This window comes from Bradyrhizobium ontarionense (assembly GCF_021088345.1).
GTDB lineage: Bacteria > Pseudomonadota > Alphaproteobacteria > Rhizobiales > Xanthobacteraceae > Bradyrhizobium > Bradyrhizobium ontarionense.
In genome coordinates, this window is record NZ_CP088156.1 from 7,749,712 (window position 1) to 7,772,507 (window position 22,796).

Sequence of the window (22,796 nt, forward strand, 5' to 3'; positions counted from 1 at the left end):
GAAACTGAGAAGAACAAGGAAACCACAATGAGCCTGAGATCCACTCTGGCATCAGCCGAGACGACGATCGCGCCCGGCGTGTACGACGCGCTGACCGCGAGCATCGCCGCCGAAGCCGGCTTCAAGGCGCTCTATCTCACCGGCGCCGGCATCGCCTATACCAAGCTCGGCCGCCCCGACATTGGCCTGGTGTCGATGATGGAGGTCGCCGACACCGTCGCTGTCATCCGCGACCGCGTCGACCTTCCTGTTGTTGTCGATGCCGACACCGGCTTCGGCAATGCGCTGAATGTGCAGCGCACGGTACGGCTGTTCGAGCGCATGGGCGCGTCCGCGATCCAGCTCGAGGATCAGACCACGCCAAAGCGCTGCGGCCATCTCACGGACAAAACCGTGATCGGCGCCGGCGAGATGGTCGGCAAGATCAAGGCCGCGCTCGATGCGCGCCAATCCGAGGAGACCTTGATCATCGCGCGCACCGATGCGCTGGCGACCGAGGGCATGGAAGCCGCGATCGCGCGCGCCGAACAGTATGCCGAGGCCGGTGCCGACGTGTTGTTCGTCGAGGCGCCCAAGAGCAGCGAGCAATTGTCGGCGATCGCGGGCCGTCTCGCGTCCAAGCGGCCGCTGGTCGCCAACATGGTCGAGGGCGGCTCGACGCCGATTCACGGCGCGGCCGAGCTCGGCGCGCTCGGCTTCAAGCTCGTGATTTTTCCTGGCGGCATCGTACGCGCGCTCGCCTTCGCCGCGCGTGCCTACTACGCGTCGCTGGCCGAGGCCGGCTCGACCCGGCCGTTCGCCGACCGTATGCTCGACTTCACCGGCCTCAACGCGATGCTCGGCACCGCCGATATCCTGGCGAAGGGCGCCCGCTACGAGGCCGCCAATCTGGATGCGGAGGGCCAGGCATGACCATGCTCGATCCCATCACGCTCGCGGTGCTCAAGGGCCGGCTGGAGCAGATCGCCGACGAAATGGACGCGACGCTGTATCGCTCGGCGTTCAATCCGACCATCGCCGAAGCGCGCGACGCCTGTCACGGCATCTATCATGCGACCACGGGCGACACGCTGGTGCAGGGGCAGGGCGGCCTGCCGATCTTCGTCGGCGCGATGGCGTTCGCCGTACGCGCGGTCATCGCCAAGGTCGAGAAGGATGGCGGGCTCGAAGAGGGTGACACCTTCATCTTCAACGACCCTTATGACGGCGGCACGCATCTCAACGACTTCCGTCTCGTCCGCCCGGTGTTCCGCGAGGGTCGTGTGTTCTGCTGGATCGCCTCGGTCGGGCACTGGCTCGACATCGGCGGCAACGTCGCCGGCGGCTACAATCCGAAGGCGGTTGAGAGCTTTCAGGAGGGCATGCGCATTCCGCCCGTGAAGCTGATCGCGGCCGGGCGCATGAATCACGACATCCTGGGGATTATCGAGGCCAATTCGCGGGTGCCGATGTCGAACTGGGGCGATCTCAACGGCCAGCTCAACGCGCTCGATCTCGGTGAGATCAGACTGCGCGCGCTGCTCGACGAGTATGGCGACGGCATCGTGGCGGATGCCTTCGAGGCGTTCTCCGATCGCGCCGAGACCCTGATGCGCGCTGCGATCGCCTCGCTGCCGGACGGCACCTATTCGTTCGAGGACGTGCTCGACAATGACGGCATCGTCGACGAACCGTTGACGGTGGCGCTCGACGTCACCATTGCCGGCGACACGATGACGCTCGACTTCACGCGCTCGTCCGGCGCCTGCAAGGGCCCGATCAATATCTCGCGCTCGACCACGATCGCGGCCTGCTATGTCGCGCTCAAGCACATCTTCACCGAGGTGCCCGCCAATGCCGGCTGCCTCAGGCCGATTAGCTTCGAGATCATCGAGGGCTCGTTGCTCGCGGCGGGGCCGCCGAAGCCGGTCGCGGGCTATACCGAGACCATCCTCCGCCTGATCGGCGTCGTGCTCGGCGCGCTCGCCAAGGCCGATCCGTCGCGCGCCACCGCTGCGCCGTTCGGCACCATCAACGCGCTGTCGATCGCCGGCCATCGCAAGGACAATAGCCGCTTCGTGATGTTCTCCTTCTTCGGCGGCGGCCTCGGCGGCAATCCGGAAACCGACGGCCTCAACCACGCCAACAACCCGATCTCGACCGCGACCATTCCGCCGGTGGAGATTCTTGAAGCGGCCTATCCGGTGATGTTCACGCAATGGGCGCTGCGCCCGGACTCCGCCGGTGCCGGCACCCATCGCGGCGGCGTCGGCGCGATCTACGAGGTCGAGCTGCTGGCCGACGCCGATGTGGCGCTGCTCGGCGAGCGCGGCAAGGCGGCGCCGTTCGGCGTCGCCGGGGGCGGAAGCGCTGCGCTCAATCGCTTCTCCTGGCAGACCGATGACGGCGAGGCGAGCCCGCCGATGGTCTCCAAGATCACCGATCTGCACCTGAAGGCGGGCCGGCGCGTGCGGCTGGAGACACCGGGAGGCGGCGGCTGGGGCCCGCCGGAGGCGCGGCCCGCGGCGGCGGTTGCGCACGACGTCGCGCTTGGCTTCGTCTCGTGCGAACAGGCGCGCGATGTCTACAAGGTCGCGCTGTCGGCCGACGGCGCCATCGACGAGGCCGCCACACGCGCGTTGCGCGCGGGAGGTACGGCATGAGCAAGCTCGGCACCATCGTCGGCGTCGATGTCGGCGGCACCTTCACTGATCTGTTCTACTTCGACGAGGCGAAGCGGACGTTCCGCACCAACAAGGTGCCGTCGAACCGCGGTGACGAGGCGGTGGGCTTCCTCGAAGGTCTGCAGGGCTTCGGCAAGATATCGGATCTGAGTTCGATCGTGCATGGCACCACCGTCGGCACCAACGCGCTGCTGGAGCGCAAGGGCGCGCGCATCGGCCTGATCACCACGACAGGCTTCCGCGACGTCTTGGAGATGCGCCGGCGCGACCGCCGCAACACCTGGGGCCTGTGGGGCGACTTCATCCCCGTGGTCGAGCGCGACATGCGCGCCGAGGTCGATGAGCGCGTGCTGTCGGACGGCACGGTTCGCGTGTCTGTCGACGTCGCGCAGGTCACCGCGAGGGCGCAGGAGCTGCTCGCCAAGGGGGCACAGGCGCTGGCGATCGTGTTCATCAACGCGTTTGCCAATCCGGATAATGAGCGCCGCGCGCTCGACGCGGTGCAGGCGATCTGGCCCAACGACAATGTTGCCTGCTCGAGCCAGATCCTGCCGGAGATCCGCGAGTTCGAGCGCACCTCGACGACCGCGCTGAACGCCTATCTGCAGCCCGTCGTCGGCTCCTACCTGCAGAAGCTGCAGAACGCGCTGGCGGGCGAGGCCTTCGATGGCCGCTTCCACATCGTGCAGTCCAATGGCGGCGTGATGTCGACCGCGGCAGCGCGGCGCTTCCCGATCCGCACCGCGCTGTCGGGACCCGCCGCGGGCGTGATCGCTGCGGCGGAAATTGCCAAGGCTGCTGGCTTCCCCAACGTCATCACCGGCGATCTCGGCGGCACCTCGTTCGACGTGTCGCTGGTGGTCGACGGCGCGACCTCGCTGGCCGCGCAGACGACGATCGATTTCGGCCTCGTCGTGCGCACGCCGATGATCGAGATCACGACCATCGGCGCCGGCGGCGGCTCGATCGCCCATGTCGATGCCGGCGGCCTGCTGCAGGTTGGCCCGGAGAGCGCAGGCTCGCGGCCGGGTCCCGTCTGCTATGGCGGCGGCAACGAGCGCCCGACGCTGACCGATGCCAATGTCGTGCTCGGCCGCATCAATGCGGACAGGCCGATCGGCGGCAAGCTGAAGGCGCTCGACGTCGAGGCGGCCAAGCGTGCGATTGCCAAGCACGTCGGCGAGCCCTTGGGCCTCGGCGTGATGGAAGCGGCGGAAGCGATCGTGCGCATCGCCGACAGCAAGATGGCCGGCGCCATTCGGCTGATGTCGATCGAGCGCGGCCATGATCCGGCGCGTTTCGCGGCGGTGCCGTTCGGCGGCGGCGGCGCGCTGCACGTCTCGGCGCTGATCAAGGATGTCGGGCTCAAGGCGGCGCTGGTGCCACGCTATCCCGGTGTCACCTCGGCGCTCGGCTGCGTCATCGCCGACATCCGCCACGACCAGGTGCAGACGCTCAACATGTTCGTCGATGGTCTCGACATCGCAGCGCTGACGCGCTGGATGCTGGCCGAGGCGGAGCATGCGCAGGCCGTGGTGAAGGACGCGCGGCTAGCGGTCGAGCGCATCGACATCATGTTCGAGCTCGACATGCACTATGTCGGCCAGACTCACACCATCCGCGCCACGCTCCCGGTCGAGATCAAGGACGGCATGATCGCGCTGACCGCGGACGATGTGCGCGCCGCATTCGAGACCGCCTATCAGAAGAGCTTCAGCCGGCTGTTGCCGGGCGTGCCGATCAAGATCGTCAATTTGCGCACGGCGGCGATCGGCGTGCGGCCGCGCTTCGATCTCTCGGCGCTCGCGCCCGACGCCAGCGCCGATCTCGCCAAGGCCCGGCTCGGCATGCGCGAGGTCTGGTTCGACGGCGAATGGTGGAGCACGGCGATCCATGCGCGGCTCGATCTGCCCGTCGGTAGCGAGATCGCGGGACCTGCGATCCTGGAGCAGCCCGATGCGACCACGGTGATCGCGCCGGGCTTCAAGGCGCGGGTGGATTCGTTCGGCAACGTCATCGTGGAGCGTCATTCATGAGCGATCACGTCATTCCGACCACGCACAGCGCGCTGCTGATCGTCGACCTGCAGAACGACTTTCTCGATCCGAAGGGCGCCTATGGGCGCGCCGGGCAGACCGCTGCATCGATCGCGGCGCTGCCGCCGCGACTCAAGCCGTTCGCCGACCTGATGCGCGTCAAGGGAGGCTTCGTCATCTCGACGCAGTTCACGCTGGTGCCGGGCAAGGGCGGTGAGCCCCTGATCTCGCCGCATCTGAAGCAGTTGCGGCCCTTCCTCGCCAAGGGCGATTTCCTGCCGGGCGCCTGGGGCCACCAATTGGTGGATCCACTGCAGCCGGCCGACATCACGATCGAGAAGATCGCCTATTCCGCGTTCTACATGACGCGGCTGGAATGGGTCTTACGCAAATGCGCCATCGAGAAGCTCTATGTCGCCGGTATCGTCACCAATGGCGGCGTCGCCTCGACGGTGCGCGACGCGCATATCCGCGATTTCGAGACGGTGGTGCTGGAGGACGGTTGTGCGGCATTCACGGCGGAGACGCATGATACAGCGATTGCAGCGCTGAAGCCGGTGTGCCGCGTCGCCGCGATCGCGGAGGCCATGACGGAGCTGGCGGCGCCATGAGCAGGGTCGAGACCATCGACCATGCGCCCGAGGTCGCGGTCGACTGCCTGATCATCGGCGCCGGTGCCGCCGGGCTCGTCGCGGCGCTGTCGGCGGTCGAGAATGGCGAGAGCGTGCTGGTGCTGGAGCGTGACGGCGTTCCGCAGGGCTCGACGGCCTTGTCGGCGGGACTGATCCCGGCGGCGGGCACGCGCTGGCAGGCCGCGCTCGGCATCGAGGATTGTCCGTCGCTGTTTGCGATCGACATCACGCGCAAGGCCCATGCTGAGCCCGACCCTGATCTGGTCCGGCTCGTCACACGGACGATCGGTCCGACGCTGGAATGGCTCGCTGACCGCCATCAGTTGCCGCTCTCTCTGGTCGACAACTTCACCTATCCCGGCCATTCCGCCTTGCGCATGCACGGCCTGCCGAGCCGTTCGGGCCGCGAGCTCATCGACCGGCTGCGCACGGCCGCCGAGGCCGCCGGCATCGACATTCTCTGCGACGCGCATGCGACGACTTTGCTGGTCGATCCTACGCAGCGCATCGTCGGCGTGCGCTTTACGAGGCCCGACGGCGCCACGGACCAGATCGGCTGCGGTCGTTTGATCCTCGCCTGCAGCGGCTATGGCGGCAATCCGGCGCTGGTGGCGCGGCACATTCCGCAAATGGCAGACGCCACTTACTTCGGTCACGTCGGCAACCAGGGCGATGCACTGACCTGGGGCGAGCAACTGAGCGCCGCGACGCGCGATCTCGGCGGCCATCAGGGCCACGGCTCGGTGGCGCATCCCGCCGGCATCCTCATCAGCTGGGCCACCATCACCGAGGGCGGCTTCCAGGTGAATGCGCAAGGCGCGCGCTTCTCCAACGAAGCCAGCGGCTATTCCGAGCAGGCGGCTCACGTGCTGGCGCAGCGGGATGGCATCGCCTGGACCATCTTCGACGCGCGCATCGCCGGCATCGCCGCGCAGTTCGAGGATTTTCGCAATGCCGTCGACCATGGCGCAGTGCTCGAAGCGGAGGATGTCGCGAGCCTTGCAGCAGCCATGCGCGTGCCGGCCGATGCGCTCGCGGCGACCTGCGATGAGGTGGCCGACGCCAAGACACAGCAGCACGTCGATCGCTTCGGCCGCAGCTTCGTCGGCGTACCGCAGCTCGTGCCGCCGTATCGCGCGGTGAAGGTGACCGGCGCGCTGTTCCATACGCAAGGCGGCCTCGTCATCGACGACCGCGCGCGCGTCGTCCGCAAGGATGGCCGCGCGATCGACAATCTCTTCGCCGCCGGCGGCGCCGCGTGCGGCGTCTCGGGCGCCGACGCCTCGGGCTATCTCTCCGGCAACGGCCTGCTCACGGCCATCGCGCTCGGCCGCGTCGCGGGGCTGGCGCACTGAGCGCGCCGGAGCGACAATGTCGATTGCGACAAGAGGAGAGGACCGCCCATGGCCCGCAAGCTGATCGACATCTCCGTGCCTCTGCAGAACGACGTGCCGGCCGATCCGCCCGGCGCACATCCGACCATCCAGTACATCGATCATCAGCAGGGGCTGCCGCGCATGCTGCAATTCTTCGATGGGCTGAAGGCGGAGGATCTGCCGGACGGGCAGGGCTGGGCGGTCGAACAGGTGAATCTCTCGACCCACAATGGCACGCATCTCGATGCGCCCTGGCACTTCCATCCGACGATGAACCGCGGCGAGCGCGCCTGGACCATCGACGAGGTGCCGCTGGAGTGGTGCCTGCAGCCGGGCGTGAAGCTCGACTTCCGCCATTTCCAAGACGGTTATGTGGTCACCGCCAAGGACGTCGAGGAGGAATTGAAGCGCATCGGCCACACGCTGTCGCCACTCGAGATCGTCGTCGTCAACACCTCCGCCGGCGCCCGCTTCGGTGAGGCCAACTACGTCAATTCCGGCTGCGGCATGGGCTATGAGGCGACGATGTATCTCTTGGAACGCGGTGTGCGGCTGACCGGCACCGACGGCTGGAGCTGGGACGCGCCGTTCGTGTTCACCGCCCGGAAATACGCCGAGACCCACGACGCTGCCCTGATCTGGGAAGGCCACAAGGCCGGCCGCCACATCGGCTATTGCCACCTCGAGAAGCTGCACAATCTGGAGCAGCTGCCGTCGACGGGTTTCACCGTGTCGTGCTTCCCGGTGAAAATCGAGCGGGCGTCGGCGGGTTGGACCCGCGCGGTCGCGATCATCGACGGGTGAGGCGAGCGAAGATCTGAGTTAGCTCTGACCGGCAGGACGTTTGATCACCGGTCGCGCGGCTTGCTCGCTCTTCACCTCTCCCCGCCTGCGGGGAGAGGTCGGATTGCATCGAAGATGCAATCCGGGTGAGCGGGTACAGGTCTCTCCACGTGCACTTCCCGTGCGGCTGCCCCTCACCCCAACCCTCTCAGCGCGAGCGAAGCTCGTCGCGGCCCCGTAAGAACGGGGAGAGGGAGCGCACCGATGTCCGGGCGAAAGCCTGGCTAACAACTACACGCCAGCATCACCTCGTTCCGCCTCAGCATCGGCAGCGTCCATGGCGGGTTGTAGAATGCGAGCAGCGGTGTCCCGGTGACGGTCAGTCCCTTGCGCTGCACGTAGTCACGCAGCTCCCGCGTCTTCTCGGCGATGATTCCGTCGGAGGTCGAGCCCGCAAAGGTAATCGCGACCAGGCGCTGCGCCGGCAGCGCGGTCAGCTTGATACGGGCGTCGGCCGGCGGCGGCAGGATATCGAGCGACCAGCTCGCAGGCATCACGAAGCTGACGGTCCAGCGGTCGCTGCTTGTCATATCGTGCGTCGTCGAAGCCGCGCTGGCCTGCTGCTGCACCGGCGCGGTCATCGCGATCTTCATCCGTCCCTGGTTGGCGCCGAAGATGTAGCCGGCGATGATGCGAAAGCCTTCTTCGATCGCAGGTTTGCGCGCGCCGTGCACATCGGCCTCGGCAATGATCATCGGCGCATAGGCGCGGACCTCGAACTCGCCGTCGCGGCTGACGACCTCGTATCTCGGATGTTCGACCCGGCTCATGATCGGCCCTGCGGCAATGGCGGCGCCGGCCAGGACGAGCACGACAATGCCAGCCAGCCAGATCAGCATGCGGCGTCTCCCCGGTCGTGTCGGCTCAGTCATGGCGGTGTGCTGCTTGATGGTTTCAACGGGTGAACGAGGGCAGGGGTTCATCGGATCAGCAAGTGACGTGCTCCTTCGAGACGCCCGCCTGCAGGCCCTCAGGATGAGGTCGGACTTCGCTGCAAAATCTAAGACCCTCATGTGAGGAGCGCCGCGCGACGCGTAGAGCAGTCGCGAACGGTGCAAGATGCGGCGCGTCTCGAACCATGAGGCCACTTTTTCGAGTGGGCAACTTTTTTCCGTGTGCGTCGACGTCTGCTCCAGGATACGACGTCTTGCTGATGGGCCGGTTAGCCTCGTCGGGCAACTCAGGCCCGGGCGCAATCAACGAATGGAATCGCTGAACGCAGTTCGCGGACGTCCTTCATAGCCCAATTGCAGATTCGCCGAAAAAGTAAATTCCGCTGCATCCTCAGCACGATCACCTCTGTCCAGACCTTCCTGTAAAAATTTTCTTATTTCGTTTTATCGGAAATCATGATCTGATCCGCTCCATCCCGCCTCATGCTGAGGGGCGTACGCGTCGTCACGATACGTAGGGGCGGGGAGCGGTGGCCGCACGAGTCCAGGCGCTGACGCGCAAGACGACTGGAAGCGTTGCGGACGTTCAAGCCGTGTGGTCCTGGCGCCCCGATGCTGGCGCCAAGCCTGCTGCGACATGACGTGTCGCGCGGGTGACGGGGGCAAGACAGCCGGTCCCCCGGGGAGAGCACGGAGCAGACGTTCCACCCATCGCGCAGGGAGGGCCGGGTCGTCCGGCTGAACCTGTGGTACCTGCCGCCTGCATTTTTTTGAGCAGGCGGGCCACGGGCCTCAGTCGAGGTCCGGTCTTCCCTGCGCCCTCGCAGCTCGAGCGAGGGTCTCGAAGCATCCCCTCGGACGCATGTTGCGCCGCGAGACGGACGGCGCGTGAGCACATGGTGGCGCTGGCATACTGGATATGCTTATCAGTTGAGGGCGCCGAACCAGCGCACAAAACAAAATAAACCCGGCCGGTCGCAACGGCTGATTTCAGGAGGAACCAATGGCAGACACCTCACGTCGCAATCTTCTCGTCGGTGCCGGCAGCCTTGCTGCGGCGGCCGCGATCATGACGGAGACGCGCTCCGCCGCCGCGCAGGCCGGCCCGACGCCGATCTTCGCCGTTCCGGCCACGACCATCCCGATCGTCGGCGAGCAGGGCGTTTTCCCGGTCCGCCGCATCTATTGCATCGGCCGCAACTATGCGGCGCATGCGATCGAGCGCGGCTCTGATCCGAACCGCGAGCCGCCGTTCTTTTTCCAGAAGCCGACCGACGCGATCCAGAACGTCGCCGTTGGCGAGGTTGCCGATCATCCCTATCCGTCGCTGACCAAGAACTATCACCACGAGGTCGAGCTGGTGGCAGCGCTGAAATCCGGCGGCACCAACATCCCGGTCGAGGCGGCGCTCGACCACGTCTACGGCTATGCGCTCGGCCTCGACATGACCCGGCGCGATCTGCAGAACGGCATGGCCGCCGAGAAGAAGCCGTGGGAGATCGGCAAGAGCTTCGATCATGCCGCCGTGCTCGGCCCGATCCATCCGGTGGCGAAGGTCGGGCATTTCACCAAGGGCGCGATCTCGCTCGCGGTCAACGGCACGATCCGGCAAAACTCGGATCTCACCAAGATGATCTGGAACGTCGCCGAGCAGATCGCGAAATTGTCCGAGGCGTTCGAGCTGAAGGCCGGCGACATCATCTATTCCGGCACGCCGGAAAATGTCGGCCCGGTGGTCAAGGGCGACGTGCTCTTGTGCAAGCTCGAGGGCCTGCCGGACATGTCGATCAAGATCGTCTGACGAGGTGGTCCGGAGAGGTGAGGCGATTGCTCATTCCTCCCGTATCGGGTCGATGTGGGCCTCGTGGTTCTCAAGGCGATGCGAGAGCATCGCCTGAACGCGCCGCAAGCGGCGCTCCTCACCATGAGGGACTGACACGTCTCTGCGGATTCCGACCTCATCCTGAGGAGCCCGCCGAAGGCGGGCGTCTCGAAGGATGGGCCGCGAAAAGAGTATCGGCGCGACGGTCTGCGATCGCCCCGCGCACCGTCGCCAGAAGGGCGGCAGACGCAATCATCCCACCGGATGGTGCGCCTACCGCCACGGCACTCGCGGTGCCGGGTCCCTCATCGCCTGCCGGACGCGGAACATCGTTGTTCCCGCGCAAACAAGCACTGCCACCCGTTCGCAAGTTTGTCGGCCGACAAAGAGCCGTCCGGCCGCGCCCCGTACCGTCGCCTGCAACAGGCAAGCGAACGAGGGCAGCCGTGGCCATCACCATCGAGATCGATCACGCCAGGACGCGCCGCATGGCGCAGGGCGTGGGTCAAAGCCAGGGCCAAGCGCAGGCGCGCAGCCCGGTGCGGTCACCGCGCAGCGCCGGCGGTCCGGTGGTTCCGCAGGGCGTCAAGGGACCGATCCGGCGGCTGAAATGGCTGATCCTGGTGCTCACGCTCGGCGTCTACTACGTCACGCCGTTCCTGCGCTGGAACCGCGGGCCGAACGCGCCGGGCCAGGCGGTGCTGCTCGATTTCGCCCATGGTCGGCTCTATCTCGGCCCGATCGAGATCTGGCCCCAGGATCTCTATCTCATCACCGCGGCGATGCTGCTGGCGACCTTGATCCTGGTCCTGGTCAATGCGCTCGCCGGCCGCCTGTGGTGCGGCTTCGCCTGTCCGCAGACGGTGTGGACCGACCTGTTCCTGCTGGTGGAGCGACTGGTCGAGGGCGATCGGCGGCAGCGGCTGAAGAACATCGGCGCGCCGCTCTCCGCGCGGCGCATCGCGCAGATCGCGACCAAGCATGTGCTGTGGATGACAATCGCGCTCGGCACCGGCGGCACGCTGATCTTCTACTTCACCGACGCGCCGGAGCTCGTGCGTGATGTCATGCATGGCGAGATGTCGGCGACCGCGCTGACCTGGACGCTCGCCTTCGCCGGCACGACCTACGGCCTTGCCGGTTTCGCGCGCGAGCAGGTCTGCACCTTCATGTGTCCGTGGCCGCGTCTTCAAGGCGCGATCTGGGATCCGGAAGCCTTCACCGTCAACTATCGCGACTATCGCGGCGAAGCGCGCATGTCGGCGAAGAAGGCCGCCGAGGCGCGATCGCACGGCCTGCCGGCCGGCGATTGCGTCGATTGCGGCGCCTGCGTCGCGGTCTGTCCGATCGGCATCGACATCCGCCAGGGGCCGAGCTTCGCCTGCATCAATTGCGGCCTCTGCGTCGATGCCTGCGACGGCGTGATGGCCAAGCTCGACCGCCCGCGCGGCCTGATCGACTACGAGAGCTGGCGCAACATCGAGCGCGGCCGCGTCGGGGAGACGCGTGTGTCGCGGCTGGTGCGGCCGAAGACGGTCGGGCTCGCGCTCGCCTGCGTGGCGCTGGCTGCGGTGATCGCGGTGTCGTTCGCAACCAAGACCACGGCCGTGCTCTCGGTGCAGCACGATCGCGATCCCCTCGCGGTGCGGCTCTCCGACGGCTCGGTGCGCAATGCCTACACGGTGAAGCTGCTCAACAAGTCGGCCGCGCCGCAGAGCTTCAGGCTCGCGCTCAGCGGCGTCGATGCGGTGCTCGCCATCGTCGGCCATGCGCAGGGGGCGTTGATCGCGGTCGAGCCGGAGGGTTCGGAAACCCTGCGCGTGACGCTCACGATGACCGAGCCGCGCGATGGTGATGTCATGTTCTCGGCGGTCGATCCGAGCGGGCAGGCCGTGCTGTCCGCGCACGACCGCTTCGTCAATCGGTAGAGGAGGGCCTAGAGATAGGCTTTCGGCAGCAGCATGTGGATGCCCTTGTTGCCGTCGACCAGCTGGGTGACGCGCAGATTGCCGGCCAGCGAGCACAGCATGTAGGCCTGGTTGCGCGACAGGTTGGTGCGGGCGCAGACGTGCTTGACCATCTCGCGCACGGCCTGCTTGGCGGCGTCGTCGAGATCCTCGTCGAGCCCGATCGACATCAGGTGCGTGGCGTTCTCGGCGAACGGCCAGGTGATGTCCATGTCCTTGCGCACGGTAAGGCGGAAGCTGCCGGTGACGCCGGTCTCGAGCGCGGTGATGCAGACCTCGCCGTCACCCTGCACGCCGTGGCCGTCGCCGGCGAAGAACAGCGCGCCCTCGTTGAACACGGGCAGATACAGCGTCGTGCCGGGCCGCAGCTCCTTGTTGTCCATGTTGCCGCCGAAGCTGCGCGGCACCGGCGATCCGCAGCGCCCCCACGCCGGCGGCGGCGCGGTGCCGATGATGCCGAAGAACGGGTCGAGCGCGATCTCGGTGCCCCATGGCATGATGCAGACCTGGCGCTCGTGATCGACCTTCGGATGGATGGTCTCGTAGTCGGTGAACTCGTCCGGCAGGGTGCCGAGCAAAGGCAGGATCGAGACGAAGCCCCAGTCCTGGCTGACCTTCACATTGAGGATGTCGACCTGCAGCGTATCGCCGGGCTGCGCGCCCTTCACGTAGACGGGGCCGGTGATGAAATGCGGTCCCGGGCCCTGGATCATGGTGTCGAGCGCGGTGAGGTAGTTGGCCGGCACCAGGCTGCGGTCCTCGGGAAGCGTCTCCTTGCCGCCGGCCGGGAACGAATGCAGCGTCACGGTGTCGCCCGAGGCGATTTCGAGCACGGGCGGCGTGGCGCTGTCGAGATAGCCCCACACCATGCTCTCATGCGTCGCGGGAATTTCGTGGCGTTTCGACATGGGCTGGCTCCGTGGGGCTTGGTTCTTACAGGTGATTTCAAGGCAGGATGCGATAGCCGGCAATGCCAAAAACTGGTCAGCCTTGCTCATCGCACCGGCAGAGCCGCGTTGCTCCGGCGTGTCACGTCAATTTTGCCAATTGGCCGGCGCAAGCGATCTAGCCGCCATGACGCAGCGGTAGCACGGCCGGCGACGCTCGCAGCTTGCGCATGCAGTGCGCCGTCGCGAGGCCGAGGCGCCGGGCCACTACCAAGCTCATGGAATTCATGCGAGAATACGCGTGATGGCCGCGTCGGGGTCTCTGATCATGCGTCGTTCCCTGCACACCGAGCACGAGATTCTGGTTCTGCTTGGCGAGGCGGAGTCGGGTGTTCCGATTGCCGAAATTTGCAGCACCGCGGGCGTGTCGCTGCGCACGTTCTATCGTTGGCGCAAGCGCTATGGCGGTCTCAGCAGTCCTGCTCTGCGCCACTTGAAGGAGCTGGAGATCGAGAACCAGCGGCTGCGTTCGCTGGTGACGAAGCTCGTCGGGGGCCAGCCGAACACGCCGGCTTCTGTGAAAGCCGCACCGCGGCCGCTGCGCCAGGATTGCGGCAGCACGCCTCACGGTGTGGCCGGCGCGCCGGGGCAGGGACGTGGCGCCGTGATCGGCCGCTATGCCTCGGTGCGCTACGGGCGCTGACCAGCCGACATTCGGGTCGTTGCGTCATCGGCCGGATCGCTCCGGCCGATGGCATGCTCGTTTCAGCGATGTCAGGTCGCGAGCTGGTTGCCGATCGGCAGCGCGCGCAGGCGCTTGCCGGTGGCGGCAAAGATCGCGTTGGCGAGCGCTGGCGCGAACGGCGGCACACCCGGCTCGCCGACACCGCTCGGCGGCGCGTCGGCATCGGCGGGCACGATGTGCACGTTGGTGACCAGCGGCGCCTCGTCGATCCGGACCACCTGGAAGTCGTCGAAGTTGCGCTGCTGCACCCGGCCGTTCTTGAAGCTGATCTCGCCGTATTTGGCGAGGCTCAGCCCCATGATCGCAGCACCCTCGAGTTGCGACTGGATGCGCTCCGGGTTGACGAAGGTGCCGCAATCGATCGCGCTGTCGACCTGATGCACCAAAAGCTTGCCCTTGTCGTCGACCGAGACCTCCACGATGGTCGCGATGTAGCTGACGAAGCTGCGATGCGCGGCGATGCCGAGGCCGTGACCCTTGGGAACCGAGCGGCCCCAATTGCCCTTCTCGGCCACGAACTCGACGACGCGGCGCAGCCGACCGGTATCGATTGGGTAGCTCTCATAGGGCTCGCCATAGTTCCAGAGATCCTTCACCGAGGCGAGCTTGACGATACGCGGACTGCCGATCAGTTCGAGCAGCATGTCCTTCTGGTCGCGGCCGGTGGCGTGGGCGATCTCGCCGACCATCGACTGCACCGCGAAGGCGCGCGGGATGTTGGAGACCGAGCGGAACCAGCCGATGCGCGTATGCGCCTTGGCCGCCGGATTCTCGCAGCTGATGTTGGCGATCTCGAACGGCATGTCGACGAGGCCCATGCCGAGTTCGAACGGCGCCGCATGATCGGCGCCGGCCGCGAAGGTCGACAGGATCGTCGGCGCGACGCTGCGGTGACGCCAGGCCACCACCTTGCCGGACTTGTCGAGGCCGGCCTCGATGCGCTCCACCGACACCGTGTGCAGGAAGTCGTGATGGAGGTCGTCATCGCGCGTCCACTGCACCTTCACCGGCGCGCCCAGCGTTTTCGAGAGCAGGGCGGCCTCGAGTGCGAAGTCGCATTTCGATTTGCGGCCGAAACCACCGCCGAGCAGCGTAACGTTGACGGTCACGTTCTCAAGTGGGATCTGCAGCGTCTTGGCGACGTCCTCGTGGGTGCCGCCGGGGCTCTGCACCGGCGCCCAGATCTCCGCCTTGTCGCCCTTGACGTCGGCGACCGCGACCGGCGGCTCCATGCTGGCATGGGCGAAATGCGGCAGATAGTACTCGCCGGTGATGACCTTGTCGGCCGATTTCAGTGCCGCCTCCGCGTCACCTTCCTGGCGCACGACGAGGCCCGGCTGGCGTGCGGCGGCTTCGAGCTCGGCGCGATAGCCGACCGAGTCGTAGCTCCCATTGTCACCGTCGTCCCACTCGATCTTGAGCGCGTCGCGGCCCTTGATCGCAGCACCGGTGTTGCGTGCGATCACAGCGACGCCACCGAGCGGCTGGAACTTCGACGGCCAGGGCCAACCCTTGACCTCGAGCACCTGCTCGACGCCAGGGACCTTCAGCGCCTCGGCCGAGTCGAACGACTTCAACTTGCCGCCGGTGACCGGCGGTCGCGCGATGACGGCGTATTTCATGCCGGGCAGGCGGACATCGGCGCCGTAGCGCGCCTTGCCGACGGTGATGTCGTGCAGGTCGACGATGCTGACCTGGCCCTTGCCGAGATAGCGGAAATCCTTCGGCGACTTCAGCTGCACCGTGTCGATTGCGGGCACCGCCTCATTGGCGGCGTCGGCGGCGAGCTCGCCGAAGCCGAGGCGTCGGCCGCTTGCGCTGTGCACGACCTCGTGGTTGACCGCCTTCACCTCGCTCGCCGGCACGCCGAGGCGCTTGGCCGCTGCGGCTTCGAGCATGCTACGTGCCATGGCGCCGATCTGGCGCATCGGCAGCAGATAGTGTCGCGTGCTGCGCGAGCCGTCGGTGTCCTGGTTGCCGAACTTCACCTCGTCACCGGGCGCCTGCACGACGCGCACGCGCGACCAGTCGGCTTCCATTTCCTCCGCCACGATCAGTGGCAGGCTGGTGCGCACGCCGGTTCCCATCTCGGAGCGATGGGCGAGAATGGATACGATGCCGTCGGGCGCGATCGCGACGAAGACCTTGGGATCGACCACGGTGCCGTGGGGCATCTTGCCGGCGCCGGTCTCATAGGTGGCGAACGCCGGACGCGACAACAGCGGCGCGGCGAGCACGAAGCCGCCGGCGAGTCCCAGCGTCTGCAGAATGGCGCGGCGGGAGACGTTCTCGACCTTGAGGTGCCGCTCGAAGCCGCGGCGCGACGACGACTTCGCGATGTCGGGATTTGCAATGATGCTCATGATCACACCCCCGTCGAGGCCAGATGGACCGCATTCTCGATGCGCTGATAGCAGCCGCAGCGGCAGATGTTGCCGGACATCGCGTCCCGGATCTCGTCATGCGACGGCTTCGGATTCGCGCTCAGGAGCGCGGCCGCCTGCATGATCTGCCCGGCCTGGCAGAAGCCGCATTGCGGCACGTTGACCTGGCGCCAGGCTTTCTGCACCGGATGGTCGCCGGTCGGGTGCAGGCCCTCGATGGTCGTGACCTCGCGGCCCGCCACGTCCGACACGGCGGTGATGCAGGCGCGTGCGGCCTCCTTGTCGACCAATACGGTGCAGGCGCCGCACAGCGCCTGGCCGCAGCCATATTTGGAGCCGGTGAGCCCGAGCTCGTCGCGCAGATACCACAACAGCGGCAGGCTCGGATCGCCATCCCAGGCCTGCTCCTGTCCGTTGATTTTCACCTTGATCATGATTGCCCTCGTTCTGTCGGACCAATGGTCGTCAGTTCTGATCTCTGGTGGACGCGCGCAGGACCACATGTCCTGGATGCGCGCGCCGGCTCAATTGAGAGTTGTTGGAAAGCCACGCATGATAGCAGACCGCGATGGGCATCGGTCTACACAGCCGCGTGTGTTCCCGGGAGCAGCGTGCGGCGCTGCATCGTAGGCTGGGCACGTCAGCTAACGCACTGCGAAAAAATTCACGCGCGAAAAGAAAAACATCGCGAAAAAAAATGCCTCGCCGGCGTGAGGGCAGGCGAGGCACCAAGTCTTCAGGAAGGAACGCTTTAGTTGATAGGCTTCGAGCGCTGCGGCCCTCAGGCCGCCTTTGCTTTCGCCACGTGGGTGGCAATCGCATCCATCAGGGCCGGCGACAGGCAGTCATAGGGCTCGAGCCCCAGCTCCTTCAGTCGCGCCCGAATCTCACCCATCTGCTCCGGCTTCACTCCGGACTCGATCACCGAGGAGACGAAGGCCGCAAATCCCGGCGCCGCCGAACCCTGCTCCTGGAACAGCTCGGGATGAATGAAGTCGAGGCCGTAGAACGGGTGACCCGTGTTCTCGATCCGGCCGTACATGTGGGTGCCGCAGCCGGTACAGGCATAGCGCTGGATGACGGCGGAGGCATCGACGATCTTGAGCTTGTCGCCGTTCTCCAGCACCGTGACGTTCTGCCGCGGCACCACGGCCACGACCGAGAAGTTTGCGCCGGAGGGCTTCCAGCACTTGGTGCAGCCGCAGGCGTGGTTGTGCGCGACATCGCCCTTGATGCCGACCTTTACCGGCCGGTCGTGGCACTTGCAGACCAGCGTGCCGCCGGCGAAGTGGCCGCTTCCCTGTTTGACGCCGTTATCAACGGACGGGTGGATGTGGACAGTCATGGCGCAATCCTCCTCAGTTTTGCGTGCTTGGGGTCAGAACACGACGACGGAACGGATCGATTTTCCCTCATGCATCAGGTCGAAGCCCTTGTTGATCTCTTCGAGCTTGAGCGTGTGGGTGATCATCGGGTCGATTTCGATCTTCCCGTTCATGTACCAGTCGACGATCTTGGGAACGTCGGTGCGCCCGCGGGCGCCGCCGAACGCAGTGCCCTTCCAGACGCGCCCGGTGACGAGCTGGAACGGACGGGTCGATATCTCCTTGCCGGCCTCGGCGACGCCGATGATGATCGATTCGCCCCAACCGCGATGGCAGGCTTCCAGCGCCTGGCGCATCACCGTGGTGTTGCCGGTGCAGTCGAAGGTGTAGTCGGCGCCGCCGTCGGTAAGCGCGACCAGATGCTGGACGATGTCGCCGGTCACCTTCTTCGGGTTGACGAAATGGGTCATGCCGAAGCGGCGGCCCCATTCCTCCTTGCTGTCATTGACGTCGACGCCGACGATCTTGTCGGCACCGGCCATCCTGGCACCCTGGAGCACGTTGAGACCGATACCGCCGAGGCCGAATACGATGACGTTCGAGCCGGGCGTGACCTTGGCCGTGTTGACGACAGCACCGACGCCGGTGGTGACGCCGCAGCCGATGTAGCAGCTCTTGTCGAAGGGCGCGTCCTCGCGAATCTTCGCGACCGCGATCTCCGGGAGCACGGTGAAGTTGGAGAAGGTCGAGCAGCCCATGTAATGGTAGATGGCCTGGCCCTTGTAGCTGAAGCGCGACGTGCCGTCGGGCATCAGGCCCTTGCCCTGCGTGGCGCGAATCGCGGTGCAGAGATTGGTCTTGCGGCTGAGGCAGCTCTTGCACTGGCGGCATTCCGGTGTGTACAGCGGAATGACGTGGTCGCCGGGCTTGACCGAGGTCACGCCAGGGCCAACCTCACGGACGATGCCGGCGCCTTCGTGGCCGAGGATCGAGGGGAAGATGCCTTCGCTGTCCAATCCATCCAGCGTGTAGGCATCGGTGTGGCAGATGCCGGTCGCCTTGATCTCGACCAGCACTTCACCCGCCTTCGGGCCCTCGAGGTCAACCTCGACGATCTCCAGCGGTTTCTTGGCTTCGAAAGCCACCGCGGCGCGCGTCTTCATCTCTTCAACTCCTGTTTCATTCTCGCGGGCCCGCGACGCTGTCCTGGTCGCGGTCCCCTTCAGTCACTTCTTGCCCATGCAGGAGTTCTCCGCCTCCGTGTAGGAAGGCAGCTTATCCTCGTGCTTGGCCGGGCGAACGCGTCCCACCGCATCATTGCTGCGGGCGCGCAGGTAGATGTAGAGATCATCCATGTAGCAGGCGACGTTCGGATTGTCGCCGAAGGCCGGCATGACGTTCTCCTGGGCCGTGCTTATGTTCTTGCGGCCGCTCGCGACGACTCCGAGAAAATCGCCATAGCTCATGTTCTTGACCGAGTCCTTGAGCGCAGGCGCATAGGTCGATCCCATGCCGTCGGGGCCGTGGCAGACGTGGCATTCAGAGTGATAACGGCGGTATCCGGAGTAGGTGTACCAGTCGACCGATCCGTCGGCGCCTACCTTGTAGGTCGGATTGCCATCCTTATCGAAGTACTTCCCTTCTTCGGACTTGACAGCCGTAGGGTCTCCGGGGCCTTCGGCCCAGGCGTTCTCGGCGACAGTCATCCCGCCGGTTGCCAGGCTCAGAGCCGCGGCGACCGCAAAACAGATTCTACGCAAGGGCGTTTTCCCTTAATTTTTTGGGGTAGGCGAACCGGCGCATGGACGTTGTCCATGCGCCGGGCCATGGTGCCTAGCTTACTGCGGGAGCGAGAACACGGTGAGCGCGCCGCCGAGGGCGGTGTAGTTGCTCAGCGCCGCGTAGCCGCCGACCGCACCGAGACCGGCAGTGGGATCCGTCAGACCTGCCGCGAGACCGATGCCGGCCCAGCCACCGACACCCGAGAGCACGGCGACGTACTGCTTGCCGTTGGTCTCGTAGGTCGTGACGTTGCCGATGATGCCGGACGGGGTCTTGAACTTGTAGAGTTCCTTGCCCGTCTTGGCGTCGACCGCCTTGAGGTAGCCTTCCAGCGTGCCGTAGAACACCACGTTGCCAGCCGTGGCGAGCGCGCCCGACCACACCGAGAACGGCTCCTTGTTCGACCAGGCAATCTTGCCGGTCTTGCCGTCCCAGGCAATGAAGTTGCCCATATGGGTCTCACCCGCCGGCGGATACATCGACAGAGTCGCGCCCACATAGGGCTGACCTGCGGTGTAGCTCACCTTGAAGGGCTCGTAGTCCATGCAGACATGGTTGGTCGGTACGTAGAACAGCTGCGTATCCGGCGAGTAGGCCGCAGGCTGTTCATCCTTGGTGCCGAGCGCCGCCGGGCAGATGCCCTTGGTGTTGACGTCTTCACCCTGCTTGTCGGTCGAGTACTGATCGACAACCTTCGGACGGCCGTAGGTCGCAGAGCTCTTGTCCATGTCGACGCCGGTGGTCCAGTTCACCTTCGGGTCGTACTTCTCGGCGACGAGCAGTTCGCCGTTGGTGCGGTCGAGCGTATAGCCGAGGCCGTTACGATCGAAGTGCGTCAGGAGCTTGCGCGGCTGACCGTTGATCGCCTGGTCCGACAGGATCATCTCGTTGACGCCATCATAGTCCCACTCGTCGTGGGGCGTCATCTGATAGACCCACTTCGCCACGCCCGTATCGGCATTGCGCGCGAAGACCGTCATCGACCACTTGTTGTCGCCGGGACGCTGCTTCGGATTCCAGGTCGAGGGGTTGCCCGAACCGTAATAGACCATGTCGAGCTGCGGATCGTAGGAGACCCAGCCCCAGGTGCAACCGCCGCCGGTCTTCCACTGGTCGCCTTGCCAGGTCTTCAGGCTGGAGTCCTTGCCGACCGGCTTGCCGAGCGCCGTCGTGTTGGCGTCGAACAGGATCTGGTCATCGGGACCTTCGGAGTAGGCCTTCCAGACCTGCTTGCCGCTCTTGATGTCGTAAGCGGTCATGCTGCACTGAACGCCGAACTCACCGCCGGACGTACCGACCAGGACCTTGTCCTTCACCACCAGCGGAGCCGAGGTGCCGGTCTGTCCCTTGCTCGGATCGCCATTGACTGCGGTCCAGACCTGGGCGCCGGTCTTGGCATCGATCGCGACCAGCTTGTCGTCGGCCTGATGCAGGAAGATCTTGCCGTCACCATAGGCCACGCCGCGATTGACCGTGTCGCAGCACATCACCGGAATGACGTTCGGGTCCTGCTTCGGCTCGTACCGCCAGACGATCTTGTTGTCCTGGGCGAGATCGAGCGCATACACCTTGTTCGGGAACGGCGTATGCACATACATCATGTTGCCGACGATGAGCGGTCCGCCTTCGTGACCGCGCAGCACACCAGTCGAGAACGTCCAGGCGACCTGCAGCTTGCCGACGTTCTGGGCGTTGATCTGGTTCAGCTTGGAGTAACGCGTATTGGCGTAGTCTCCCGCCGGCATCACCCAGTCCTTCGGGTTTGCCGACATCTTGACCAGCTCTTCGCTGGCGAATGCGCCACCCGCGGCAAGTGCCGCGACTGACGTCAGACAAGTTGCGAGTAGTACCTTTCGCATCGTCTTTTCCTCCCGGGTTCAACTGAGCTTCCGCATGGCGCGGCCCAGTATTGGTTCTTCGGCATCATTCATTATCCACTTCCCAACCGGGAAACTTGCCCAAAAGAGAAAGACGCTTGCTCAAGAGTGAAGCGCGGAGAAGTTTTTGAAGGAGATTTTTGCTTTGCTGGCCCGCAACATGAAACACGTTCTTGCTGCACAGCATCAATTTGCACCATCCCGGTTCCACTGGGAGTTGACGTTTCGCTTGACGTCACAGAGGTGAAGGCGGAGGATCAAACAGGGACATTGCCTGAGCTGATGCGCCAGGAATTTGGTCGGCCTCAAAAAGGGAGTAATTCCGCTCCACTCACGCCCGCCCTCCTTGGCGGGACGTTGCGTTTCGATCATGAATCGGTGGATGGACATGTCCGATACGATCAGCTCGCTCAGCACTACCGGGTTCTCGCCGAAGAGCCAGATCCAACGTTGGTCAGATGCGCTGACCGATCTTTGCGGACGCTTCGATGTCGACCCGCTGGAGGGAGCATCATTCGAAGGACGTATCAATTTCACCACGGTCTCGCGCCTGAAACTCTGCCAGATCGAGGCCAGCCAGCATCGCATTGCACACAGCTACGCACGTTCGCGGGAGACGAATCACCCCTACATCAAGATTCTGTTCCAGACGTATGGAATCTCGTATTTTGAACAGGATGGGCGCCACATCGAGATCGGTCCCGGCGATTGCCTCGCCTACGATGTATCGACGCCCCATACCATCGTCAGTCCGGCGCTCACCCGGCACGACGTGGTCATCGTGCCCAAGGAGCTGCTGCAGGAGCGCGGCTTTCGTTCGGAAAAGATGGCCGCCTACAAATTGTCGGCGCGAAGCGGAACAGGCCGGATCGCGCATGATGTGACGCATGCTGCTTTCGACGAAGCGAACCGGCTGTCGCCGAACTCCGCGGCCAGCGTCGCCGAGTCGCTGATCGATCTTTTGCTCTTACCGTTACGGGAAGCCGACCGGATGCTGGATCGCGCAGGGCCCGAGGCCGTCTACGTCCGCGCGCAAGCCTTCATCCGCGAGCATCTCCGCGATCCCGATCTTTGCATCGATGAGATATCGGCATCTTTAGGTTGTACAAAACGCTACCTGCATATGGTCTTCAGCGATCGCGGCATGACCGTCAGCGACTACATCTGGCGGGCCAGGCTTCAACACTGCCGGCAGGAACTCGAAACGCAGAGCGGCAAGACGATCACTGACGTGGCCTTCTCATGGGGCTTTTCGAGTTCGTCGCATTTCAGTCGCGTATTCCGGAAATATTTCGGTGTCATGCCGTCGTCCGTCCACAAGACGGCTTCGCGTTGATTTCGGATTGATCACTCGGCACGGTCCGAGAGGCATGAATTGCGCCGCGCGCCCGCGGCAAAACGCACCCTGTCGAAGGTCACCGAGAAGGTCAGCCGGCTCCCGCTACCGATTTGCGCGGCGGCCTGACCGAATGGTCGCCGCTTTTCGCCTTGCGCCGCGTGGGGCGAGCAGGTGCGGCGGCAGTCGGCGCGGTCTCCATCTCCATCCATTCAAGTACCTTCAGTC

The 22,796-nt window shown here is 65.3% G+C and carries 18 protein-coding genes; 10 read left to right on the forward strand and 8 right to left on the reverse strand.

All coding sequences use genetic code 11. The features are described from left to right. Positions 1–27 precede the first annotated feature (27 nt). The 6 genes from LQG66_RS33880 to LQG66_RS33905 are packed head-to-tail and all read left to right on the forward strand — an operon-like array spanning position 28 to position 7,511. Positions 28–912, forward strand: coding sequence for an isocitrate lyase/PEP mutase family protein (locus LQG66_RS33880; protein ID WP_231320141.1), 885 nt, complete (start codon positions 28–30; stop codon positions 910–912). After that, complete coding sequence (locus LQG66_RS33885) at positions 909–2,642, forward strand: hydantoinase B/oxoprolinase family protein (RefSeq protein ID WP_231320142.1); 1,734 nt, start codon at positions 909–911, stop codon at positions 2,640–2,642. Before LQG66_RS33880 ends, LQG66_RS33885 begins: the two co-directional genes overlap by 4 nt. Next, a complete protein-coding gene (locus LQG66_RS33890) occupies positions 2,639–4,699 on the forward strand; it encodes a hydantoinase/oxoprolinase family protein (protein ID WP_231320143.1) in 2,061 nt (686 codons plus the stop codon). The genes LQG66_RS33885 and LQG66_RS33890 overlap by 4 nt, the downstream gene beginning before the upstream one ends. Then, the gene (locus LQG66_RS33895; protein ID WP_231320144.1) at positions 4,696–5,310 is read left to right on the forward strand and encodes a cysteine hydrolase family protein; all 615 of its coding nucleotides are present in this window, start codon (positions 4,696–4,698) and stop codon (positions 5,308–5,310) included. Before LQG66_RS33890 ends, LQG66_RS33895 begins: the two co-directional genes overlap by 4 nt. After that, the gene (locus LQG66_RS33900; RefSeq protein WP_231320145.1) at positions 5,307–6,686 is read left to right on the forward strand and encodes an FAD-dependent oxidoreductase; all 1,380 of its coding nucleotides are present in this window, start codon (positions 5,307–5,309) and stop codon (positions 6,684–6,686) included. Before LQG66_RS33895 ends, LQG66_RS33900 begins: the two co-directional genes overlap by 4 nt. 48 nt (positions 6,687–6,734) lie before the next feature. Beyond that, a complete protein-coding gene (locus tag LQG66_RS33905; RefSeq protein ID WP_231320146.1) occupies positions 6,735–7,511 on the forward strand; it encodes a cyclase family protein in 777 nt (258 codons plus the stop codon). A 263-nt stretch (positions 7,512–7,774) separates the two neighbouring features. Here the strand turns inward: LQG66_RS33905 and LQG66_RS33910 are convergent, their stop codons facing one another. Further along, positions 7,775–8,389: an SOUL family heme-binding protein gene (locus LQG66_RS33910; protein WP_231320147.1), complete on the reverse strand. Its 615-nt coding sequence runs from the start codon at positions 8,387–8,389 to the stop codon at positions 7,775–7,777. Positions 8,390–9,446: 1,057 nt separating this feature from the next. Here LQG66_RS33910 and LQG66_RS33915 point away from each other — a divergent pair. Continuing rightward, entirely contained in the window at positions 9,447–10,244 is a 798-nt protein-coding gene (locus LQG66_RS33915; RefSeq protein WP_231320148.1) for a fumarylacetoacetate hydrolase family protein, read from the forward strand. A 467-nt stretch (positions 10,245–10,711) separates the two neighbouring features. Further along, complete coding sequence (gene ccoG, locus LQG66_RS33920; protein ID WP_231320149.1) at positions 10,712–12,193, forward strand: cytochrome c oxidase accessory protein CcoG; 1,482 nt, start codon at positions 10,712–10,714, stop codon at positions 12,191–12,193. A gap of 8 nt (positions 12,194–12,201) precedes the next feature. Here ccoG and LQG66_RS33925 read toward each other — a convergent pair whose 3' ends face one another. Next, the gene (locus LQG66_RS33925) at positions 12,202–13,140 is read right to left on the reverse strand and encodes an acetamidase/formamidase family protein (RefSeq protein WP_231320150.1); all 939 of its coding nucleotides are present in this window, start codon (positions 13,138–13,140) and stop codon (positions 12,202–12,204) included. 283 nt (positions 13,141–13,423) lie between these two features. On the opposite strand from LQG66_RS33925, the gene LQG66_RS33930 reads away from it, so the two are divergent. Next, entirely contained in the window at positions 13,424–13,822 is a 399-nt protein-coding gene (locus LQG66_RS33930; RefSeq protein WP_231320151.1) for a transposase, read from the forward strand. A gap of 71 nt (positions 13,823–13,893) precedes the next feature. Here LQG66_RS33930 and LQG66_RS33935 read toward each other — a convergent pair whose 3' ends face one another. The 6 genes from LQG66_RS33935 to xoxF5 all read right to left on the reverse strand — a co-directional run bounded on the left by LQG66_RS33935 (position 13,894) and on the right by xoxF5 (position 21,214). Further along, positions 13,894–16,227 carry a xanthine dehydrogenase family protein molybdopterin-binding subunit gene (locus LQG66_RS33935; protein ID WP_231320152.1) on the reverse strand — a complete coding sequence of 778 codons (2,334 nt, stop codon included), beginning with the start codon at positions 16,225–16,227 and terminating at the stop codon, positions 13,894–13,896. Between the two features lie 2 nt (positions 16,228–16,229). Then, complete coding sequence (locus LQG66_RS33940; RefSeq protein ID WP_231320153.1) at positions 16,230–16,682, reverse strand: (2Fe-2S)-binding protein; 453 nt, start codon at positions 16,680–16,682, stop codon at positions 16,230–16,232. A gap of 347 nt (positions 16,683–17,029) precedes the next feature. Next, positions 17,030–17,593, reverse strand: coding sequence for an S-(hydroxymethyl)glutathione synthase (gene gfa, locus LQG66_RS33945; protein WP_231320154.1), 564 nt, complete (start codon positions 17,591–17,593; stop codon positions 17,030–17,032). Between the two features lie 33 nt (positions 17,594–17,626). Further along, positions 17,627–18,736 carry an S-(hydroxymethyl)glutathione dehydrogenase/class III alcohol dehydrogenase gene (locus LQG66_RS33950; protein WP_231320155.1) on the reverse strand — a complete coding sequence of 370 codons (1,110 nt, stop codon included), beginning with the start codon at positions 18,734–18,736 and terminating at the stop codon, positions 17,627–17,629. Between the two features lie 63 nt (positions 18,737–18,799). After that, complete coding sequence (locus tag LQG66_RS33955; RefSeq protein WP_231328051.1) at positions 18,800–19,279, reverse strand: c-type cytochrome, methanol metabolism-related; 480 nt, start codon at positions 19,277–19,279, stop codon at positions 18,800–18,802. A gap of 132 nt (positions 19,280–19,411) precedes the next feature. Beyond that, a complete protein-coding gene (gene xoxF5 / locus LQG66_RS33960; protein ID WP_231320156.1) occupies positions 19,412–21,214 on the reverse strand; it encodes a lanthanide-dependent methanol dehydrogenase XoxF5 in 1,803 nt (600 codons plus the stop codon). Between the two features lie 406 nt (positions 21,215–21,620). Here xoxF5 and LQG66_RS33965 point away from each other — a divergent pair, with 406 nt between their 5' ends. Beyond that, the gene (locus LQG66_RS33965; protein WP_231320157.1) at positions 21,621–22,568 is read left to right on the forward strand and encodes a helix-turn-helix domain-containing protein; all 948 of its coding nucleotides are present in this window, start codon (positions 21,621–21,623) and stop codon (positions 22,566–22,568) included. Positions 22,569–22,796: the final 228 nt, after the last annotated feature.

Coding starts and splice junctions, on each gene's coding strand:
- LQG66_RS33930 (WP_231320151.1), top strand. CDS start 13,424: ATGGCCGCGTCGGGGTCTCTGATCATGCGTCGTTCCCTGCACACCGAG.
- LQG66_RS33880 (WP_231320141.1), top strand. CDS start 28: ATGAGCCTGAGATCCACTCTGGCATCAGCCGAGACGACGATCGCGCCC.
- LQG66_RS33940 (WP_231320153.1), bottom strand. CDS start 16,682: ATGATCAAGGTGAAAATCAACGGACAGGAGCAGGCCTGGGATGGCGAT.
- LQG66_RS33955 (WP_231328051.1), bottom strand. CDS start 19,279: ATGACTGTCGCCGAGAACGCCTGGGCCGAAGGCCCCGGAGACCCTACG.
- LQG66_RS33935 (WP_231320152.1), bottom strand. CDS start 16,227: ATGAGCATCATTGCAAATCCCGACATCGCGAAGTCGTCGTCGCGCCGC.
- LQG66_RS33900 (WP_231320145.1), top strand. CDS start 5,307: ATGAGCAGGGTCGAGACCATCGACCATGCGCCCGAGGTCGCGGTCGAC.
- gfa (WP_231320154.1), bottom strand. CDS start 17,593: ATGACTGTCCACATCCACCCGTCCGTTGATAACGGCGTCAAACAGGGA.
- LQG66_RS33915 (WP_231320148.1), top strand. CDS start 9,447: ATGGCAGACACCTCACGTCGCAATCTTCTCGTCGGTGCCGGCAGCCTT.
- LQG66_RS33895 (WP_231320144.1), top strand. CDS start 4,696: ATGAGCGATCACGTCATTCCGACCACGCACAGCGCGCTGCTGATCGTC.
- LQG66_RS33890 (WP_231320143.1), top strand. CDS start 2,639: ATGAGCAAGCTCGGCACCATCGTCGGCGTCGATGTCGGCGGCACCTTC.
- LQG66_RS33925 (WP_231320150.1), bottom strand. CDS start 13,140: ATGTCGAAACGCCACGAAATTCCCGCGACGCATGAGAGCATGGTGTGG.
- LQG66_RS33965 (WP_231320157.1), top strand. CDS start 21,621: ATGTCCGATACGATCAGCTCGCTCAGCACTACCGGGTTCTCGCCGAAG.
- xoxF5 (WP_231320156.1), bottom strand. CDS start 21,214: ATGCGAAAGGTACTACTCGCAACTTGTCTGACGTCAGTCGCGGCACTT.
- LQG66_RS33885 (WP_231320142.1), top strand. CDS start 909: ATGACCATGCTCGATCCCATCACGCTCGCGGTGCTCAAGGGCCGGCTG.
- LQG66_RS33905 (WP_231320146.1), top strand. CDS start 6,735: ATGGCCCGCAAGCTGATCGACATCTCCGTGCCTCTGCAGAACGACGTG.
- LQG66_RS33910 (WP_231320147.1), bottom strand. CDS start 8,389: ATGCTGATCTGGCTGGCTGGCATTGTCGTGCTCGTCCTGGCCGGCGCC.
- LQG66_RS33950 (WP_231320155.1), bottom strand. CDS start 18,736: ATGAAGACGCGCGCCGCGGTGGCTTTCGAAGCCAAGAAACCGCTGGAG.